12 protein-coding genes are annotated in these 20,260 nt (G+C 42.5%); 4 read left to right on the forward strand and 8 right to left on the reverse strand.

Annotated elements, in window-relative coordinates; genetic code table 11:
- Positions 1–201: 201 nt before the first annotated feature.
- The 3 genes from MKX62_RS02810 to MKX62_RS02820 all read right to left on the reverse strand — a co-directional run bounded on the left by MKX62_RS02810 (position 202) and on the right by MKX62_RS02820 (position 6,345).
- Positions 202–2,457 carry an S-layer homology domain-containing protein gene (locus MKX62_RS02810; protein ID WP_187045676.1) on the reverse strand — a complete coding sequence of 752 codons (2,256 nt, stop codon included), beginning with the start codon at positions 2,455–2,457 and terminating at the stop codon, positions 202–204.
- Between the two features lie 353 nt (positions 2,458–2,810).
- Positions 2,811–4,196 carry a group II intron reverse transcriptase/maturase gene (gene ltrA / locus MKX62_RS02815; RefSeq protein WP_338652480.1) on the reverse strand — a complete coding sequence of 462 codons (1,386 nt, stop codon included), beginning with the start codon at positions 4,194–4,196 and terminating at the stop codon, positions 2,811–2,813.
- Between the two features lie 685 nt (positions 4,197–4,881).
- Positions 4,882–6,345: an O-antigen ligase family protein gene (locus MKX62_RS02820; protein ID WP_340740628.1), complete on the reverse strand. Its 1,464-nt coding sequence runs from the start codon at positions 6,343–6,345 to the stop codon at positions 4,882–4,884.
- A gap of 196 nt (positions 6,346–6,541) precedes the next feature.
- Between MKX62_RS02820 and MKX62_RS02825 the strand changes: the two genes are divergently transcribed.
- Positions 6,542–8,569 (forward strand): S-layer homology domain-containing protein, encoded by a 2,028-nt coding sequence (locus tag MKX62_RS02825; protein ID WP_340740629.1) that lies wholly within the window; start codon positions 6,542–6,544, stop codon positions 8,567–8,569.
- Positions 8,570–8,925: 356 nt separating this feature from the next.
- Here the strand turns inward: MKX62_RS02825 and MKX62_RS02830 are convergent, their stop codons facing one another.
- From MKX62_RS02830 to MKX62_RS02840, 3 genes are all read right to left on the reverse strand, one after another.
- A complete protein-coding gene (locus MKX62_RS02830; protein WP_187045679.1) occupies positions 8,926–11,193 on the reverse strand; it encodes an S-layer homology domain-containing protein in 2,268 nt (755 codons plus the stop codon).
- Between the two features lie 102 nt (positions 11,194–11,295).
- Positions 11,296–11,715, reverse strand: coding sequence for a hypothetical protein (locus MKX62_RS02835; RefSeq protein WP_340740630.1), 420 nt, complete (start codon positions 11,713–11,715; stop codon positions 11,296–11,298).
- 106 nt (positions 11,716–11,821) lie between these two features.
- Positions 11,822–12,757 carry a hypothetical protein gene (locus MKX62_RS02840; RefSeq protein WP_340740631.1) on the reverse strand — a complete coding sequence of 312 codons (936 nt, stop codon included), beginning with the start codon at positions 12,755–12,757 and terminating at the stop codon, positions 11,822–11,824.
- A gap of 377 nt (positions 12,758–13,134) precedes the next feature.
- Between MKX62_RS02840 and MKX62_RS02845 the strand changes: the two genes are divergently transcribed.
- A complete protein-coding gene (locus MKX62_RS02845) occupies positions 13,135–13,419 on the forward strand; it encodes an alpha/beta fold hydrolase (protein WP_340742537.1) in 285 nt (94 codons plus the stop codon).
- 273 nt (positions 13,420–13,692) lie between these two features.
- Here MKX62_RS02845 and MKX62_RS02850 read toward each other — a convergent pair whose 3' ends face one another.
- Positions 13,693–15,024 carry a sodium/glutamate symporter gene (locus MKX62_RS02850; protein WP_338655386.1) on the reverse strand — a complete coding sequence of 444 codons (1,332 nt, stop codon included), beginning with the start codon at positions 15,022–15,024 and terminating at the stop codon, positions 13,693–13,695.
- Positions 15,025–15,382: 358 nt separating this feature from the next.
- Between MKX62_RS02850 and MKX62_RS02855 the strand changes: the two genes are divergently transcribed.
- The gene (locus MKX62_RS02855) at positions 15,383–16,468 is read left to right on the forward strand and encodes a tetratricopeptide repeat-containing glycosyltransferase family 2 protein (RefSeq protein WP_340740632.1); all 1,086 of its coding nucleotides are present in this window, start codon (positions 15,383–15,385) and stop codon (positions 16,466–16,468) included.
- 326 nt (positions 16,469–16,794) lie between these two features.
- Positions 16,795–19,104 carry a collagen-like repeat preface domain-containing protein gene (locus tag MKX62_RS02860; protein ID WP_340740633.1) on the forward strand — a complete coding sequence of 770 codons (2,310 nt, stop codon included), beginning with the start codon at positions 16,795–16,797 and terminating at the stop codon, positions 19,102–19,104.
- Positions 19,105–19,264: 160 nt separating this feature from the next.
- Here MKX62_RS02860 and ilvA read toward each other — a convergent pair whose 3' ends face one another.
- Positions 19,265–20,242: a threonine ammonia-lyase gene (gene ilvA / locus MKX62_RS02865; RefSeq protein ID WP_340740634.1), complete on the reverse strand. Its 978-nt coding sequence runs from the start codon at positions 20,240–20,242 to the stop codon at positions 19,265–19,267.
- Between the last annotated feature and the right edge of the window lie 18 nt (positions 20,243–20,260).

Consider the following 20,260-nt stretch of genomic DNA (forward strand, 5'->3'; position numbering starts at 1 on the left):
TTTGGAGAGCAACGGACGAACGGCCACCATAAGATTAACGGAAAAACTGCGTAGGGATGCGACTTTGTCGCATCCCTACGCAGTAAGTAATCCCAATAATTGTATAGTAGTCGTTCAGTCCAAAGTGATCCAAAAGCACCTGTTCATAGGGTGTCTAGTGTCTTGCGCTTTTCGGGGCTAAAACGGCGCCTTCCGCTTTTCTTATTTATTAATACTGCGGTATAGGAATGCGCTGAATTGCGCACGGTTCACAGGTTTATTCGGCTCGAAATTGCCTTTTTCATTCCCTGTTGTAATCCCACTGTTTGCTAGAATATGAACTTGTTTATACGCCCAGTGACTTGTAGGGACGTCTTTGAATTTCTTAGACGATTCGCCTGACAGTTTGTACGCTTTCACAAGGATTGCTGCCATTTGAGCACGTGTCAACTGGCCAGCCGGGTCGAATGTTCCGTCCCCTTTACCGCCTACTAGATTCGCACTTGCAATAGCATTGATTTCATTGTAATAACGGTGTTTTTTAGGTACGTCTTTAAACTGTTGTGTACTTGCAACAGATGCATCTAAGTTGAACACACGACTTAAAATGACGGCCGCATGTTCTCGCGACAATGTATTTCCTGGGTTAAACTTACCATCCAAATCTCCTTGTATATAACCAAGGTCTTTTAGGAAACTTATTTCTGTATAGTATGCGTAAGTGGAAGGTATATCAGAAAACGCTGGTGTATCATCAGACAAAACGATAGGAATGCTTGTCGTTTTCGATCCGAGTGTCACATTTACTGACCCCTTGCCTGCTTTATTAACAGCTTTAAAGGCCCCAGCCGGTGTAATCGTTCCGATATCACCTGTAACGCTCCACTTCACTTGTTCTGGAGAATAAATGATTGGCTTTCCTAGTGCATCCGTTGCATTTGCTTTATAGGTCACGCTTGCACCTGGTTTCACTTTCGTTGTAGAAGGTACAATTGTTAACTTAGCCGGTGCATCGACAACTGATACAGGGAATGACTGCTTCGCATTTCCATATTGCACGGAAACTCGATCTTCCCCAGCTTTTACGGCACTGTACGTTAGTCCCGAACCAGCAACGCTACCTTTTTCTGCTGTCACTTGAATCTGACTGTTGTCCACTTTTAATGGATTGTAATAAGCATCCAGTAAGTAATTCACTGTCAAGGATGTTTTTGAACCGACAAGCATCGTACCAACTTGATTGCGCGAAACGCTAAGTTGTGCAGGTTCGCTTACAGGTGCTGTACTGATTGCTTCCATGATTGCGGACACCTGGCGTTCCGAAGAATCTGACGTCCGGTTTGCCAGCACGACCGTATTACTGCCATGATTCCGTACACCCATCGCTGTAGAACCGCCACCATCGAAATTGAGTGCCCGATCATAGCCTTGTGCTGCTAAATAATTTGCGAATTGTGTAAGCGACATCCCGTTGCTATAGCCTCTTACGTTGTCTACTGTTACAAGATGCACTTGTTTCTTATCTTTACTAATTGCAATTGCTGTACGCGCGGTAAGTGCAGTAGCTCGTGAATTAGATGTATTCATCGTAATATTCACCTTGCCATCTTTCAATAACATCGGACCGCTCGCCAACATGAACTCAGAATCCATCCATTTATCATCGATAGTCAATGCAAGGGATACATCTTCACCCACTTGCATATTTTTGAATTTCTCAAGACCTTTTGCGCCATGGACAGAAAGAACGAATCCTGTTTTAGGTATTTCTACTTTCTCTTTCGATCCATAACCGCGTACTTTCACAACTTTGCCCGTCAGTTTCTGGCCGTATTGTGTATTTGTAATTGGCTGTCCTGTGTCGATAACTATTTCAATTCCGTACTGATTGGAATTCGTATGTGTCTCAATATTCTGTGGTGTGAAAATGATTGTTTCATCATCTTGACGCTGACGATTTATCCCCGTCAATAGATGGTTTGTTCCTTTGTAATCCATACGAACATTAAAATTAAATTGATCGATTTCAGAAAGTCCATCTTTCGTCACACCAAATGCAATCGGTTGACTTACATAATTACTTGTCGAATCGGAGATCACGCCGCCATTAACAATCTCGTTCCCCTGTGAAATCAAATACATCGGCAAGCCGTTTTTCATGTCGAAAAATGAAGCATTAATCGCTCCAACGACACGGTTCCCATCTTTTGAATCGCGATTTGCGAGCACTGTTGTTGCTTGTCTCTTCGCAATCGGTGAAGGAAGTCCAACTTGTAATTTTGTATATGGATCTCCTAAATTGACAGATAGATGATTTATGTATTTTGAAGCTGATTGCGTATATTGAGAATAAGTTACACCCGATGATACCGGATAACTCTTCACCGCATTCTGATTGGCCGAGGCACTTGCTGGTACAGTCCAAAGAAGCGTGGCTGCTACCGCTGTCATTGCGACTTGTTTACTGAAACGTTTCATTGAAGCTACTTTACTAGTGATAAAACGACACTCTCCCTTCCTATGAATATACAGCTTACCAAAGGATTCGATATATTACCATAATCCATAAGAAGGAAATTAAGAGAAAAGCAGTCTAAGTTCGCGACATCGTGTCGCAATGACTGCATGACCTACATCCTGTAGACCCAAGCGGAAGGCGCCATCTATATTTTCGGCACTACTTATATAGAATTAACTAGGTGGTATCCCTCACCCGTATAACGAACAACTCTAGCGAAGGAGCGACACTAATCGAGTAGAGTGAACGAATCAGAAATTTGATTCGTTCGTCCCTCTCACACCACCGTACATACGGATCCGTATACGGCGGTTCAATAATTTGAGTGTACAAACTGGTACTTCACGGATATATCCATATATCCGAGTTGTGCCAGTTTTCTATCTGTTAAAGACCTATGAAGGATATAACTGGAAGAAATCCTCCAGTAACCCTTTCGGGTATTTGACCATTCAAAGGCTTTTCGCTCTTCGGTACCTAGTTGAATTAGATTTTTACATTTCGTTCGTGGGTTTTTCCACTGTTTCCAAATGTATTGCCTGATTCGTCGTTTCAACCAACCGTTTAATTCATTCATAAAGCTTTTCATTTCACCAATACCGTAGTAGTTTATCCACCCCGTCATTAGCTGCTTGATTTGCTTGAATAGAACTTCAATGCTTCTCCCTCTGTTCCGCTTTGTTATTTTCTTCAACTTTTGCTTCACAGTAGATTTCGCCTTTTGATGTGGTCGAATTTTGACGCCGTTTTTAGTTGCCAATAGGCAGAACCCTAGAAACTTTCGTTTCAGTGGACTTCCTACCGCACTTTTCTCACGATTTACGGTTAATTTTAGTTCGCCTTCAAGGAAGTTGGTTGAACTCTCCATCACTCGATAACCTGCCCGTCTACTTTTGACGTAAATATTGCAGTCATCCGCATAACGGACGAATTTGTGCCCACGTGTTGTGAGGAGTTTATCGAATTCATTCAAGTAAATATTACTTAATAGCGGCGATAAGTTCCCCCCTTGCGGGGTTCCTTCTTCGGATGCTTGAAATAAACCGTTTACCATAATACCGCTTTTGAGATATTGGCGGATAAGACGTAAAACACGCTTATCTTGAACCTTTTCCTCAATATAGTGCATAAGTTTATCGTGGTTTACTGTGTCAAAATAAGCTTTCATATCCATATCTACAACATATTTGTATCCTTGTTCGTAGTACGACTTCGCTAGGGTGATAGCTTGATGTGCACTACGCTTTGGACGAAACCCAAAGCTATTATCGGAGAACGTAGGGTCAAAAATGGGTTGTAAGACTTGATTGATTGCTTGTTGAATCATCCGGTCGATTACAGTTGGAATTCCTAGTTTTCTTACACCACCGTCTGGTTTAGGAATTTCAACCCGCAACACGGGTTGCGGGCGGTAAGTTCCGTTATGTAATTTCACTAGTAATTCTTCCCTGTGCTCCTTCAAGTATGGGAGTAGCTGGTCATAGGTTATACCATCTGAGCCTGCGGCTCCCTTATTTCTGACAACTTGTAGGTAAGCTTGATTGAGATTATTCCTTGAGAGGATTTTCTCAAACAGATGTACACCATTTTGATTGTTCAGTTCACCATGGAAATTACTATGCACTCCGTCATACCCTTCATGTTCCACATTATCTCTCTGACGGTAGCTAGGTTTCCCTATTTTCTGCGGTTTTCGCAATTTCCACACCTCCTTGTATCCTCAAAATTATTATTGTTCAGTCCTTCATGTCCTGTCAGTGAACACTACTATGACCTCTGCTGACTTCTTACGATTCATCTTCATGTCACCACAGAGATTGCACTGGTTCGTTATCATTTAACTTGCACTGTGCCCTCGTAAGACCTCCCCCGGTAAGAGCGAATACTTTCCTCCCATGTAACTGCTAGATTTACTGTATAGGTTTCGGGCAGTATTGGACTTCGGTTTGTCATGCAACCTTATCCGACCTAATTCAGCCTTCTATCTAGTTTCTGTTCGTCAGTTCAGGAGTTTGCGTCCGACTTCCTTCAGCCACTACCTCACGATAGCCACCTTGTCTTTCGCTAACAGTTCCTACTGCCAAGCCTGTAGTGGACTTTCACCACCGAGTATTCGCCCATGCAGGGCGCACATGAAAGGCAGCCAAATATCGCCGCGTCCTGCGGCAATGGCTGAACACCCGCATCCTGCAGGCGCCGGAGCAATAAGACCAAGGAGGGATGCAGTTCAATCCCTCCCTAATGATCTTCTGACGGGCTTATTGCGTGAGGCCATCACCTAGCGACAAAACGGTGTTGGAAGAACAGTCTATTTGTTAAGTGCCGACTACGTAGACACAAAAAAAAGCCGTCCGAGGCAGATTACTCTTCCCCGAACCGCTCTATTATAAGTCTTTAATTTTAAACTTCACATATTGACTTGTATAAGATGCGAACACTCCAAAGATGATGAAATAGAACATCGTATAGAATTTCAATTCCCAAATATTATAGTAGAATCCTGAGAATCCGGTCGCAAACCAGAAGGCAATCATGAACTTGCCGAATACTGTTTTACGTTCTTTCCAGAACAGCGCAAACATTCCTAGAAGAAACGCTGAGAATAGGGCAACACCTGCAACACCAGTTTCAGCAATTACTTGAATGTACTGATTATCCGAGTAGAAGTACTTTCCGCCGTAGATATCTGAACGGATTCCATAATACTTATAGATTGGCGATCCGTATGACAGTGTCGCAGACCCGCCGAATGAACCGAATCCAGCTCCTGCCACTGGATAGTCTTTGAATACTTCAAACCCTTTATTAATATAGAAGAAACGACCACTTTCCGTCATGAGCGCCAAGTTTTTTTGATCGAACGTCTCTCCAAATCGTTCTGCGATGCTTCCTGGACCGGTGTCTGGTGCAGCAAGACCAAGCTCTTTGAAGTACTGTACACCGAGATTGACTGGTATATAAACAAGGATGATAGAGGCCACTCCCGCAATCACAAGTCGTTTCATAAGATGCCAGTTTTTCGACATGATAATGAAAATCACACCGAGGATAAATGCTGAAATCCAAGTTCCCCTTGAATAGGTGAGGATAAATACACCAAGGAACAAGACAAGATTAATCGTTAGGAACCATTTATATTTCTCGGTTTTGTAGATTGATTGAAGGAACAGCACAGCAATAATTCCGAACAGCAACAATAACGCCAGTGAATTCGGATTTCCTGGTAACCCATAGATTCTTACCAAGTTCGTCGCCGATAACGTTTTATATTTCCATACATCTGGCAATAGGAACTGCCTCATAGATAGCTTTTCAATAATGCCATGAACTGACACGATTAGGCTTGTCCATACAGTTACCCATGCAAGCCGTTGGAACCATCCTTCCGGTAACAGCATCCGTGAAACAGTATAGTAAAGCAAATACATAATAATAAATGTCCGTAGTTGAAAAATGACCGCAGAAGGTAAAACGCCTTGGACTAGTCCACTGATAGCCCCGAACAATAGGAAAGCAAAAAATGCCCATTCAAACCATTTGAACGAAAACAGTGACTTCCAATTCTTTCTACCCGCAATGAGTACTTTTGCAAATGCGATGAACGTAATGAGATCCCCGATTAGTTTAAGTCCCGGATTCACTTCGACAAGAAATGGACGGATACTCACATAGACTACGAGGAAAAGCAGGCTTTGTTGCGGTCTGAAAAATGCGAATAACGCAAAGAACAGGGAAGATAGAACAAGTGCAATCGATGATGGGAGCATCAATGCTACGCCGATGACTGCCAATGCTGCAATGAAATACATTGTTTCTTTATCTTTTAAATTTTCTTTTATAGTTGTCATGAAACATTTTCCCTTTCTACGACTAAATCGTCTCATAATAATGAACAAAGTCCTCCGTAATTATAGCATCTTATAGGACGTTGTGGCTTATTCTTTAGTTTCATATTTATTACAAATTCTACTTGTGCAAATTGAACCTTATTATTCTAGCAAACTTCTGATACTATTAAGTAAGATTATAGAAGGAGGTTTACGAGTGAAAAAATTAATTACTTTCACTTTACTCACACTACTCATGTTCTCCCCTGTCTTCCAGATACAAGCACAGGCGAGTGACATTAAAGGTCATCAGATGGAAAGCGACTTGAATTATTGGATTGGAAAAAACGTCATTCGTGCAGACGCAAAAGGAAATTACAATCCCAATAGAGCCGTTACGAGAGGCGAATTTGCTTCGTACATTGCACGTGCTCTTAAATTACCTGTTTCCACAAAGTACACATTCAAAGACTTAAAGGCAAACATGGGTCTAACAATTGAGATTCAAAATGCAGCCGGCGCAGGAATCCTTTCGGGTTATCCCGATGGTACATTCAAAGCCAGCGAAAAAATTACCCGTCAACAAATGGCAGGTATGATGTATAAAGCGATGCGTTATATGGACCTTCCTGCACAAAAGACAGCTTTGAAATTTAAAGATTCAAAAAAGATTTCAGCTAACTTTGTTGACGCCGTCTCAACTGCCGTAAACTTGAACATTATTCGAGGGGATCACCGGAAAGATGGTGTTTATTTCAACCCTAAAGATAACGCAACGATTGCACACGCTTCAGCATTCCTATTTAGATTATTCGCTGCCGCGGAAGTGTTGAAACCGACAGAACCGAGTGAGCCGAATCCAAACGAACCAGGTAAACCCGAAGTTCCTTCTGTACCCGACGTTGATCCTGAAGTATACAAAGTAAGTACAATTTCAGGCGGAAAACTCCTTCCTACAACGGCACTCTATAAAACTTATGAAGATGCATTGGCTGCTTACAATGCATCTTCATCTGTTAAGGCCATTGGAAAAAACAATAGGATTATTAAAATAAAATCTGGACGAGCTTTTGGTTCAGAAAACCCTAAACAATATACCTCTCTCTACAGCGATTCCACTTTACGGACTGAAGTAACATATATTCAAAAAGGTTATGAAATGAACTATATCGGAAGTAGTGAGAATCATGTTATTTTGGAAGTTGGTGGGTTAACTTTCTACGCGAAACCTAACGAAGTCGATCTTGTTCCAACAGAACTTGTCACGGGCAACAGCTTTTATGAAGTAGGCACAGATGGTGTCTTATATCATGATACGTATAACAACTTGACTAAAACACGTGGGGTTTATTCTATCGGTCCTGCAGCTTCATCCATGAAAAACGGGAAAAGGTATACAAGTCTTGATGGCGTTCATTTTGATGAAGTAGGTACGAAAAACACAATTACACATTACCCATACTTCCAATTCCAATCCGTCCGTCAACCCTCTTCATACAGCGGTGCAGAACTTGATTACTTCATCACTGAGATTTTGAAAGACCGTCAGAAAACCGGTCTCGCTCGTTACAAAGATGCTCCGACTACATCGAAGTTGATTGGTCTTGGTAACTACCTAAAAGCAATTGAAGAAACACATCGTGTCAACGCATTGTTCATTCTTGCAACTGCCATCCACGAAAGTGATTACGGAATAAGCGGAAATTCACTAACGAAAAATAATATTTTCGGTATTAAAGTGTTTGATTCTAGTCCGGAATCAGGTGGAACATACAAACATCCCAACAATAGTGTCGATGCATTTATTAACGAATACATGAACAAAAATTACGCTAACCCGCTAGGCGGATATTCGTATGGAGCTGTTCCAGGCAATAAAGCAGTCGGCTTTAATGTCAGGTACGCTTCTGATCCAAACTGGGGAAGTAAAATCGCCGGACATATGTGGAGAATCGATACATTCCTCGGCAAGAAAGATTACAAACAAGCGGATCTCGGCCGCATCATTTATACCGGTCCCGTAGGTGTCAATGTACGGACAAGCCCTGATCCGCTAAGTGCTAAACTATTCTCTTACAAACAGAAAGACCCCGGCGCCAATGCCGCATTCGGCTATCCAGTAGTTATTGTCGATGAAACAGTCGGTAGCGACGGTTTCAAATGGTATAAGGTAATTGCAGATAGCAATCCTCCTGCAGACTACGGCTGGATTCGTTCAGACCTTATAGAACGAATTACGGAGTAAAATAGGTAAATCCTGTCCACTGGTGTTTAAGTGGACAGGATTTTTTTTACGCAATTAGCCTCCCCTAGTTAATGTGACATTGGTCATAACTTGATTAAAAAATTTTCTGAGCACCACTTGTAACTGTAATGGTTAATGACAAAACTCTAATGGCAATTCGTCAATCTGTGATGGCTTACGACTAAACTCTCATGGCTTCATCCAACTCTAATGGCATTACGTCAAACTCTCTTGGCTTCGCCCGTAACTGTGATAGCTAAATATATAATCAAAATGGCAATCCCCTTCCCCCATCAAAAAATCCCCCGCACTGAATGATTCCAGTGCGGAGGATTTCACATTTCAATCACTTTACCTCAAAGTGCGTCCGTATGTTCACTACCTGCCGGAAGAATATCCGACATGTTGATACGCTCAAGGCCTTTTTTAATCTTCGTCGTATAACCTAACTTGTTTTCGTTCAAATAACCCGCTTTGGAACGTATCATTTCTTCAAAGATAGGCAACTTCGATTCATCGATCGCCGACCACAATTCATAAGAATTGATCAAATCTTCCAAAGTTAAATGAACATAATCGCGTCCAGAGAATTCACGTTCCGGCGAAATTTTATACCAAATGTCACCGTCAGGACGGATCCACTTATTCTTTTCCTTTACGATCGCTGTCTGGATACTCGTTGCAGTAGCTAAATATGCAGGATCGTTTAACTCTTGATAAGCCAATAAAAGAATGTTCATTCCACCAAGCGCATGGTTCATGGACGTATGTGTCTTCACTTTTTGCGCCCCAGGGAAGTAATCAGAAATATAGTAGGACTCGTTGTCCACTTTGATGATATTCCCTTTTTCCTTTTGCGATACAAGCAAATTGGCATAGTTTTTCAGACCGACATTATAGTCCTTATGTTCAAACGCTTTGCCGCCATTATACATGAATAATGCAATTTGTTCGTTGAATCGAGTATCGACGAACGGAGCCGTTATACCGTACAAGCTTTTCAGATACGTGCTTGTTACTTCTGTCTCCCAATACGTCGATTTCCCTCTGAATACATCCAAATTAGCAAATGAATTATAGAGAAGGTTTTCATAATACCGTGCACCAGTTTCGGAGTAAAGGGCCATAACTCGGTCCTCTTTCACAAGAAGTAGATTACGACCATACCCTCTACCCGACTTCGGCATTGGTTCAACCGTTACCGCCATCTTATTGTATGGACCTTCGGCTGTGTACCATTTATTTCGTTTTTTATAATTAACTGCTGACTCAAGCATCCAAGCGTCCATTTGCTTCCGATCCTCAAACAATCGTTCTTCAGAAGCTAGGAGCCATTGGTCAACAACATCAAAACCTCTTGACTGTAATCTGTAAACGGAGAGTTGCGTTTCTCCAAGCATAACGCCGCTAAACGCTTCGCTTTCCTGATGTAATTCCCTCGTATGGCTTTCTGCGCCTGTAGGGTATTTCTGGTTCAGTTCTGTTGACTGGTATGACTTCCCAATCATCCGCTGAGATACTTTACCGTCTGTTTGTATTTTTTCGAAAATACCTGTGGGGTACGTCATCAAGTCATAGCCAAATGTCTCATCCACACTTTTCTTGATTGGGAATCGACTATACTCGTGAAGCACGGCTTTCGATAATCCTTCTTCCGTCTGGATAACATCAACAGTTACTGGTATGTTTTGAGGATTTCTCAGTTCGTTGAATAAAAAATAATCGCCGTTAGGCAGTTCCCTTTTCGTCATTTTCACCGTGACGGACGGAAAGCCACTTATGCGGTATGTGTAAATAATATCTGTAGCATGTGCATGTTTGACGGTTTTCTCTCCCGCAAACTGCATGATATAGTTCGAACGCAAATAGGTTTTGGCAGTAGTCGAAAGTGGTACTTCGACAAATTGTTGCTCATGTCGGACGGTATCAAACGTACCGTACGTATTTGGCTCCGTGAATTCTGTTGCAGGCAATTTCTCTATTAGCTTATTTTGCAGCATCGCCCTGTGTAGAAATACGACATATGTCGCGCGGTTGACAGCTGTTTTCGGATCGAATGTACCGTCTTCCTTACCAGTTGTGATACCGTGTTGCGCAAGTACTTTTACGCCTAATTTATGAGATTCACTAATTTTGTTATCGTCCTTGAACGTGATTTCTTCTCCCGTATCTTGCAATTTGAAAGCCCGAACGATGACAGTCGCCATCTGTTCACGTGTCAAAGAGTCACCAACGCCGAACGTCCCGTCTTCTTTCCCTAAGAAAATACCGGCTTCATATGTAGCCATGGCACCTTTCAAATGGGACGACTTTGCACTGACATCTTTAAAAATCGGCTTGTAGGATGAAAATGGCAACTCGAGTGCGTTCGTTATCAAGTTTGCTGCTTGTGCCCGTGATACCTCTAAACTTGGTCTGAACTGCTTGTCCGGATAACCGTTAATAATTTTTAAGTCGACAAGTTGTGTTACTTCATCTTTTGCCCAGAAATCATTATGTACGTCCGTAAAGCTTGGACTAATTGGATTCGCGCTAGCATTCAATATACCAAAGCCAAACAGTGAAAGAACTACGACAATAAGTCCGACTTTCATTGGACCTTTCATTTTTTTCTTGTGTAACATTTACAAATATCCTCCCTCTCCTTACTTAATCTGTACAGTCATCCATCTATAATACCATATATGGGCATAGAAAAACCTCCCATTTACCAGGAGGCTGATTCGTTACTCTATTGTCTTTTGTGCAAACGTTTCGCCATTTTTATGGGCTTGAACATCAATCTGATAATCCGCGTATTTAGCTTTTAATTTTTCAGCAAACTTTCCAGCAAGTTCTTTCGCCTTCTCTTCTTTCATATCAGCAGCAACATCAAAATCGAGTAGAACGAAGCCACCGCTATCTTCTGTCACGATAATACCGACCGAAGAAACGCCTTCTTCTTTACCAAACTCTTCTTTTAAGTCATCGTCCGATTTTGCCGTTTCTGATTTATCGACAGCTCCTTGTTCCTTAAGGTCTTTTTCAACTGCCTCACTTTTCTTCTCTTCATCAGTTTTCGGCTCATCTTTCTTATCCGACTCCCCGCATGCACCAAGCAAAAGAGCTGATCCTAACAATGCTGCAAACAATAATGATTTTTTCATATTAGGTTCTCCTCCTTCATCTAAAGTATATATTATCCTAACATATAAAAAGTGTGAGCGGCAAGGCTCACACTTTTTAAAAATTTCTATTGTTTGGTATTCTTTGCTAGCCCATCGAGTAAAAAGTCTTTAACTTTTTTGTTTCCATTTGTTCTTTTTGTTTAAACAATTGTTCAATAATCGTCGTTGCACTGAACTGTTGGATAATCTGTTCTGCTTGCATTACAACTGCTTTATTTACAGTGGGTTTTACTAGCTCTTGTATCGTTTCTATCGGCGAACTACTTAAAGTCTTCTCCATATCTTTTACAGTCTCTTCAATAACTGCTCCCGTAATCGATTGTGTAGCCTTTGCCGTGAATGATGTCGATGCGACATTTCGTTCATATGCGCCTTTATTGATTTGAGCGGCAAGTTTAGCGATTTCGGGTCTGAATTCCTTCACCGATTCCATTGCAAATGTCAATTCTTTAGGATTGTCAATGAAATACGGATTATCGTACCAATTCTGATTTTCAAATCGCCCCTGTGATGCTACAAGCGGATTATTATAAGGTGAGTTATACCAATCATTAGATGGTTTTCCAATCCCATGCTCTGCCGCAAGTGCTGGGTCTGTAATGAATGCAATAACATGTGGCACCTCACCTGGTGCTTTCTTGAAATCGGAAATTAACTCATTCAAATGTGCTTTACGTTTCGCAATTTCTGTTTCTTCGCCAGACTGAATTGCTTCTTTCAACGAACGATTTTGCACATCAATCAGATTGCTATAATACATCTTATTTTGTTTAAATTCACCATTTACTTTATCGTACCAAGCAGGTTGTTGTTTTGCTTGGAAATCATGATAATTAGACCAATCATTCGTTCGAATCGATTCAAGAATCAAGCCATTACGACCGTGGTTGACAGCCGCCAACGGATTCACCGCAGCTGCCTCTTTACCAAATACCTTACGCCACGTATCATCCGATGTGCTATCCGCATCACGAACTTGCATAGAGAACGATTGCTGGTTACTTATTGAAGAAACAAACACAAATACACCTCTTATATATAGTTTTCATTCAAATTTATATGACGTCTAGATAATACCATCCTTTCTCATTATCGGCATAATCCCAAAGTTATTTAGTAACTTATAAGTACCACTATTTTCATTATCTCCACTGTAACAAATTAAGTAATTGAATAACTGCATTTATACAGTACTCAACTGAAGATGTCGGATAATATACTGGAGAGATTTAAATGGGTTATTTTGTGAAAGTAGTAGACAGTATCAATATTTATATTGAAGATAACAATCTGATCTCGACTAAAACCATTTTATTTATACACGGATAATCATCAAATCATAAAATATTTGAGTACCAGTACAATCATCTCCCAGCAACGGGTTATCTTTGCATCGGGATTGATATTCATGGATTTGGTAAATCAAGTCGACCATGGGACGGATATTCATACAATCGCTTGGCAGATGACATCCGAATAATTATCGATATATTGCGACTCAAGAATATTGAGTTGGCTGGCCATTCGATGGGCGGTGCTATCGCCAGATGCTATATGACACGTCATGATGGACATAAAGTCTCGAAACTCGCACATTTCCCGACAAATTACTTTATCGTTTGGTTCCAAGAGCATGGATTAAAAGCCTCTGATAACGCAAAAAAGTTTAGTCTCCCTTCGTGACGAAGTCTTGCGGCGCGACCTCCCCCTAATTCGTGTACCTACCGCTATATTCAATAGTATACAAGATAAGGTATGTCCTTTCATTTTAGCAGAGTAAATGCAAAAAGGTATCAAAACCTCCACGCTCATCCCTTTCTACTACAGCGGCCATGGAATATTTTATTACAAAAAAGAAAAATTCAACAAAGAACTCGCGCAATTTATTGGTTGACTGCTATTCAGTAAAAAAACAGGGCCCCATTGCTGTCATTCGACGGCAGGGACCCTGTTTCATTACGCTTTTCTATTCAACCATTTATATTTAATTGCCATCAGATAAATAACGAATGCAAATGCAAACGTGATAGCAACAAAGACAAATCCTTGTGAGTTCAATACAAGCATCGGAGCAAATGTCACGAGCATAATTTCAACCGGCGCAATTGGTATATAGGCCAAGCTGTAATCATCCAGCGTCTTGCTTTCCGATTTTGGATCTACGATTCTAAGTAGCGCCATACCCATAGCGACCGTTCCTGTTGTCCAGCCCCATGTGAATATCCCCTTTTCAAACCAGTATTCCGGGAAAAACTTCTTCGAAAATACCGCGAAGAATAAAAATGCATACACAAGACCAAACACAAATAACAAAATTAACGGAACAGCATAATCAAGTACGACTGAAATACTAATTGAACCAATTCCGAATGCAACGAGAATATCCGTTGCACTTCCACTAATTCTTGACACAACATCCTTACTTACATATTTATCCGTATCCGTCGAATTCAATATCTTCTTCACGAACAATCCAACAAGAAATGCCAGTGAAAATGCCGGTATAACAACGCTTGGTAATAGCATTGCACCTAATTGACTTAAATAATAACCGCCCATGGCGATAATCGTAATGATAGACAGGTGAAAAACATATGGATCAATCGAAATCGACGATACCGTATCTGTTTCAGATTTCGTTCTAGATTCTGGCGGGATTAATCCCGTTCTCATCTCGTCAGGCAAATCTTTGAACGAAGCAAGGAATGATGTATGCCCCTTCGAAGACCCCCATTTAATAAAGAGGATCCCAATTAGAATCGCACTCATAATCCCTACAGTGGCAGATGTCATAGCCAAAGAAGTCGCTTCTTCCCAGCCATTTTGCTCAAATGTCGCACCAATTGCCGCTGCAGTTCCGTGTCCCCCTACAAAGCCGGCTGCAAGTAACAAACCGAAGCCGTCATGTACATCCCAAAATGGATTTATCAGTAGAAGTGCGAATAACAATCCTCCACCCCACATTAATACCATTGCAAGTTGAGAGTACGACCACATGCTCCCGACTCTTGTCTTAATCGCATTCCAGTCAATCCGTGGTGATAGTAACGGCAGCGTTCCAAAGATTACTGCTATTAAGATTGCCGGATAGACTTTCATTTGATCTGAAAACGGCAAAATTCCGAAACCATTCGGCCCTAACAGCAAAGCCAGAAGCCCCGCAATAATACTGGCCGGCAAAAACATTTGTTGGATGAACTTAACCTTTGCTCGAATAATCGTCCCTACAAGCAGAAGCAATGATATCAAACCGATATCCGTAAATAAAACCCATGGTGAAAAATCCATATAACTATTCTCCTAATCTATACATTATTTTTTTGCTGAATTAAATGCCCCTTTCTTAACATCTATGTAACCGATTACACGAATATAAAAAGCATATTTTTTATCAACTCATATTACAATAACATTTATTAAAGTTCTAGTAAATTTAACGGACTACTTAGAATTCCTTAATGAATTCACAATTGGAAACTAACTAAAAACTCTTTTAAATAAAGAAATATATTCATCATCATTAAATGACTTTCAAGAATATTTCCTACATAATATATATATATATATTCGTAACATTCGACCGCAATTTGTTCGTCAAAATTTTAGAGACTGCATATAAATAGAAGGAAGCTTGGAGGGATAAAAAGTGATAACGATAAGTTTGTGTATGATTGTGAAAAATGAAGAGGAAGTAATAGGTAGATGTTTAGATTCTGTTTGCGAGTTAGTGGATGAAATCAATATTGTGGATACAGGGTCTGACGACCGAACAAAAGAAATCGTAAATAAGTACACCAATCGAATTTTTGATTTTCAGTGGATTGACGATTTTTCAGCTGCACGGAATTTCTCATTCCAACAAGCAACAATGGATTATGTTCTTTGGCTCGATGCGGATGATGTATTTACAGCTGAAGATCAGGAAAAGTTCAAGTTATTGAAACAATCCTTACAACCAACGATTGATGCCGTTTCAATGAATTACCATTTAAGTTTTGATCATGAAGGCAATGTGACCTCCCTTTTGAGGAGATATCGTCTAGTAAAAAAAGTAAATGAGTTTAAATGGATAGGAGCGGTACACGAGTTTCTTTCCGTGTCAGGTAATTTATTCGATAGTGATGTAGCAGTTACCCACTCCCCTTTAAGTCATGATAGTGGACGTAATATCACGATCTATAAAAAGTTGTTATCTTCAGGGAAAACATTGTCCCCCCGTGATACATTCTATTACGCCAATGAATTGATGGATCATAGTGATTTTGAAACAGCAGTCCTTTACTATGAGGAGTTTTTAGATTCGAAACTGGGCTGGATTGAAGACAATATTAGGGCGTGTTTCAGACTGGCTGACTGCTACCATAAATTAAATGACAAGAATAAAGAACTTAGTTCTACCTTACGAACCCTTGCCTATGACGTTCCTCGTCCCGAAGCGTGTTGCCGACTCGGGTATTACTTTATGGAACAATTTAAAAACCACGAGGCTATCCACTGGTATAGTCAAGCGTTCCTATATGAAAATCATCAACAGATAGGCTTTCAAAACACCTCATTTTCTACTTGGCTACCCAATCTTCAATTATGTGTTCTTTACGATCGCTTAAAACAGTACGACAAAGCCTATCATCATAATGAATTAGCCCGAAAATACAAACCAAATAATGACAGTATAATGAAAAATAAAAAGTATTTAGATGAAGTAATTAAAAATAATCAGGAGAAAATTTAAGAGTCAATACACATAGCCAGCAGAATGAGTATTTGTGTAGCCTACAGTTGAAATTCATTCAAGAACTACTTTCAGTAGCTTCATATATCTAACTAACTAGCCGCTTCGACAACTTGTCGGAGCGGCTAGTTAGTTGGGGGCATCAGTGTCCAAGATGGCGAGCATATTCAAAACCAAAGCCCTTTCCTTAATAAACCTGGATAAATATTAAAGAAATCTCCCGCCCTCTCTGTGGCATTTCCTAATCTATTATTTTATGCACGTAGTTGATTGCCCGTCCCCCCAACTATTGCTCGAATAGGATGTTACAGAAAGGGGGTGAAAAAATGAATTATTATGATTACAATAAACGAAAATGTAATAAATGCAATAAATGCTGTAAATGTAATGAATGTTATGAATGTGTTAAACGTGACAAATGCAATATCGATCCATGTTGTTGTAAAAGAGGACACAGGGGGGCTACTGGCGCGACTGGAGCTACCGGAGCTACCGGAGCTACTGGTGTAACTGGAGCTACTGGTGCGACTGGCGCTACTGGCGCTACTGGGGCTACTGGAGCTACCGGAGCTACTGGTGCAACTGGCGCTACTGGCGCTACTGGGGAAGCCGGAGCTACTGGAGCTACCGGCGCTACTGGTGCTACTGGAGCTACTGGAGGAACTGGTGCGACTGGCGCTACTGGTGCTACTGGCGCTACTGGTGCTACTGGGGCAGCCGGAGCTACTGGAGCTACCGGAGCGACTGGTGCAGCTGGAGCTACTGGTGCGACTGGTGCAACTGGTGCGACTGGTGCAACTGGAGCTACCGGCGCTACTGGGGCAACTGGAGCTACTGGAAGAACTGGTGCTACTGGCTCAACCGGAGCGACTGGCGTGACTGGAGCTACTGGTGCTACTGGTGCTACTGGCGCTACTGGCGCTACTGGAGCTACCGGAGCAACTGGTGCTACTGGAGCAGCTGGTGCAACTGGAGCTACCGGCGCTACTGGGGCAACTGGAGCTACTGGAGGAACTGGTGCTACTGGCTCAACCGGAGCGACTGGCGTGACTGGAGCTACTGGTGCTACTGGTGCTACTGGCGCTACTGGCGCTACTGGAGCTACCGGAGCTACCGGAGCAACTGGTGCTACTGGAGCAGCTGGTGCAACTGGAGCTACCGGCGCTACTGGGGCAACTGGAGCTACTGGAGGAACTGGTGCTACTGGCTCAACCGGAGCTACCGGAGCTACCGGAGCAACTGGTGCAACTGGTGCAACTGGTGCTACTGGAGCAGCTGGAGCTACTGGAGGAACTGGTGCTACTGGCTCAACCGGAGCTACCGGAGCTACCGGAGCAACTGGTGCAACTGGAGCAGCTGGAGCAGCTGGAGCTACTGGAGGAACTGGTGCTACTGGCTCAACCGGAGCGACTGGCGTGACTGGAGCTACTGGTGCTACTGGCGCTACTGGTGCTACCGGAGCTACCGGAGCTACTGGTGCAACTGGAGCTACTGGCGCTACTGGTGCTACTGGAGCTACTGGTGCTACTGGTGCAGCTGGAGCTACTGGTGCTACTGGTGCTACTGGTGCTACTGGCTCAACCGGAGCTACTGGTGCTACTGGAGCTACCGGAGCTACCGGAGCTACTGGTGCAACTGGAGCAGCTGGAGCAGCTGGAGCTACTGGTGCTACTGGCTCAACCGGAGCTACTGGCGCTACTGGAGCTACCGGAGCTACTGGCGCTACTGGAGCTACCGGAGCTACTGGTGCAACTGGAGCAGCTGGAGCTACTGGCGCAACTGGTGCTACTGGTGCTACTGGAGCAGCTGGAGCAGCTGGAGCTACTGGGGGAACTGGGGCAGCCGGAGCAACGGGTGCTACCGGAACTACTGGAGCGACTGGTGGAACTGGGGCAGCCGGAGCTACTGGCGCTACCGGGGCTACCGGGGCTACCGGGGCTACCGGGGCTACCGGGGCTACCGGGGCTACTGGAGACATTGGTGTAGCCGGAGCTACTGGCGCAACCGGAGCTACTGGCGCAACCGGAGCTACGGGACTAGCGGGAATTGCCGGACCTACGGGTGATATTGGCCCTACTGGAGCCATGGGAATTAACGGCATTAACGGTGCTACTGGAGCTACCGGTGCGACGGGAACTAACGGCATTAACGGTAACAGTACGATAATTCCATTTGCAACTGGAACCTCAACAATGGCATTGACTACGTTACTCTTGGGAGCAGTTGGTATTCCTTCTGTTATAGGATTCGGGAGTTCCATAGCAGGTCTTACTGCTCTTGGTGCTACAATAACACTCCCAATTCTAAGTAACTTTGCCTTTATAGTTCCTCGTGCAGGAACCCTTACAGCTATATCAGCATACTTTAATAGTAACGTGGCATTAAGCCTAGGAACGACATTAGTTCATGCTGAAGTATATCGTGCAACTGGAAATAGCAATACCTACAGCGCAACTGGCGTTACAGTAACTCTAACATTCAGCGGATTAACAGTTGGTGCCATACAAACTGGCACTGCCGATACTTTCTCAGTTCCGGTAAACGCTGGAGATCGTTTGCTAATGGTGTTTTCTGCAAGTGCTCCTTTAGTTGGTCTCATACAAGGAGCCGCTAGTGCAGGTCTGACAATCAATTAATAATTTAAAATGTACAGAAACACAGTTCTAAATGAAGCCTACAGACACAAAAAAAGCCCCTTTCATTCAACAACAATGAAAGGGGCTTTTTTAAATTAAATTGTTCAAAGATAGTAATTCTTACGATGATCCTTGCTGCGCTTTAAACACAGCAAGGATATTAAAAATTAAGCACAGAATCATTACATGCTGTTATACAATTTCCTAGTTTCCCAACATCAAAATTTCCGCCCGAAACGATAACACCGATTCGGTTAGATGAAACAGGTAATTTCTTATTCAAGACAGCAGCAACCGCTGCGGCTGCCGCTCCTTCAACAAGCATTTTCTCACGTTCTAACATGAAAAGAATGGCTGATGAAATTTCTTGTTCCGACACTGTAATCATATCGTCTACATAATTGTGAATGATATCCATCGTTACTTTACCAGGTTCTCTGACGCAAATCCCTTCTGCTATCGTCGGTAAAAAGTGAGTCAGATTACTTTTTCTACCGTGATAAGTCGAAGCAATTGCAGGTGCATTTGCGGCCTGAACGCCAATCACTTTTACCGAAGGCCGTATTGTTTTCACAGCAAGTGCAGTCCCTGCTAATAGTCCTCCACCACCTGCTGGTACAACAATTGTATCCAAGTCCGGTTGCTGTTGCAGCATTTCCATCGCAACCGTTGCCTGACCCTCAATAATTGTTATATCATCGAAAGGATGGATAAACGTTGCACCTGTTGCCAGTTGTTCAGTACGAGCGGCTTTATAAGCCTCATCGAAATTTTTCCCAACTAGCTTAACAGTTGCCCCGTATTTCCGGGTAGCAGCCACTTTTGCCGCTGGAGTCGTTTCAGGCATGAATATTGTAACTTTGGCGCCCACTTTCCGTCCTGCCAATGCAACACCTTGTGCATGATTTCCCGCAGAAGCCGCAAGTAAACCTTTCGCACATTCTTCTGCTGTCAGTTGAGAAATTTTGTTGAACGCGCCGCGTACTTTAAACGACCCTGTCTTCTGTAAGTTTTCAAGTTTCAAATACACTTCGGATTGTGTCCATTCATTCAATGTCTCCGATTGTTTAATAGGTGTGCGGTGAACAATTTCAGTTAAGCGTTCAAATGCTTCGAATAAGCGCGCTGTTTCATACAAATTCCCAATTACACCATC

It is taken from the genome of Sporosarcina sp. FSL K6-5500, assembly GCF_038005665.1.
Classification (GTDB): Bacteria; Bacillota; Bacilli; order Bacillales_A; family Planococcaceae; genus Sporosarcina; species Sporosarcina psychrophila.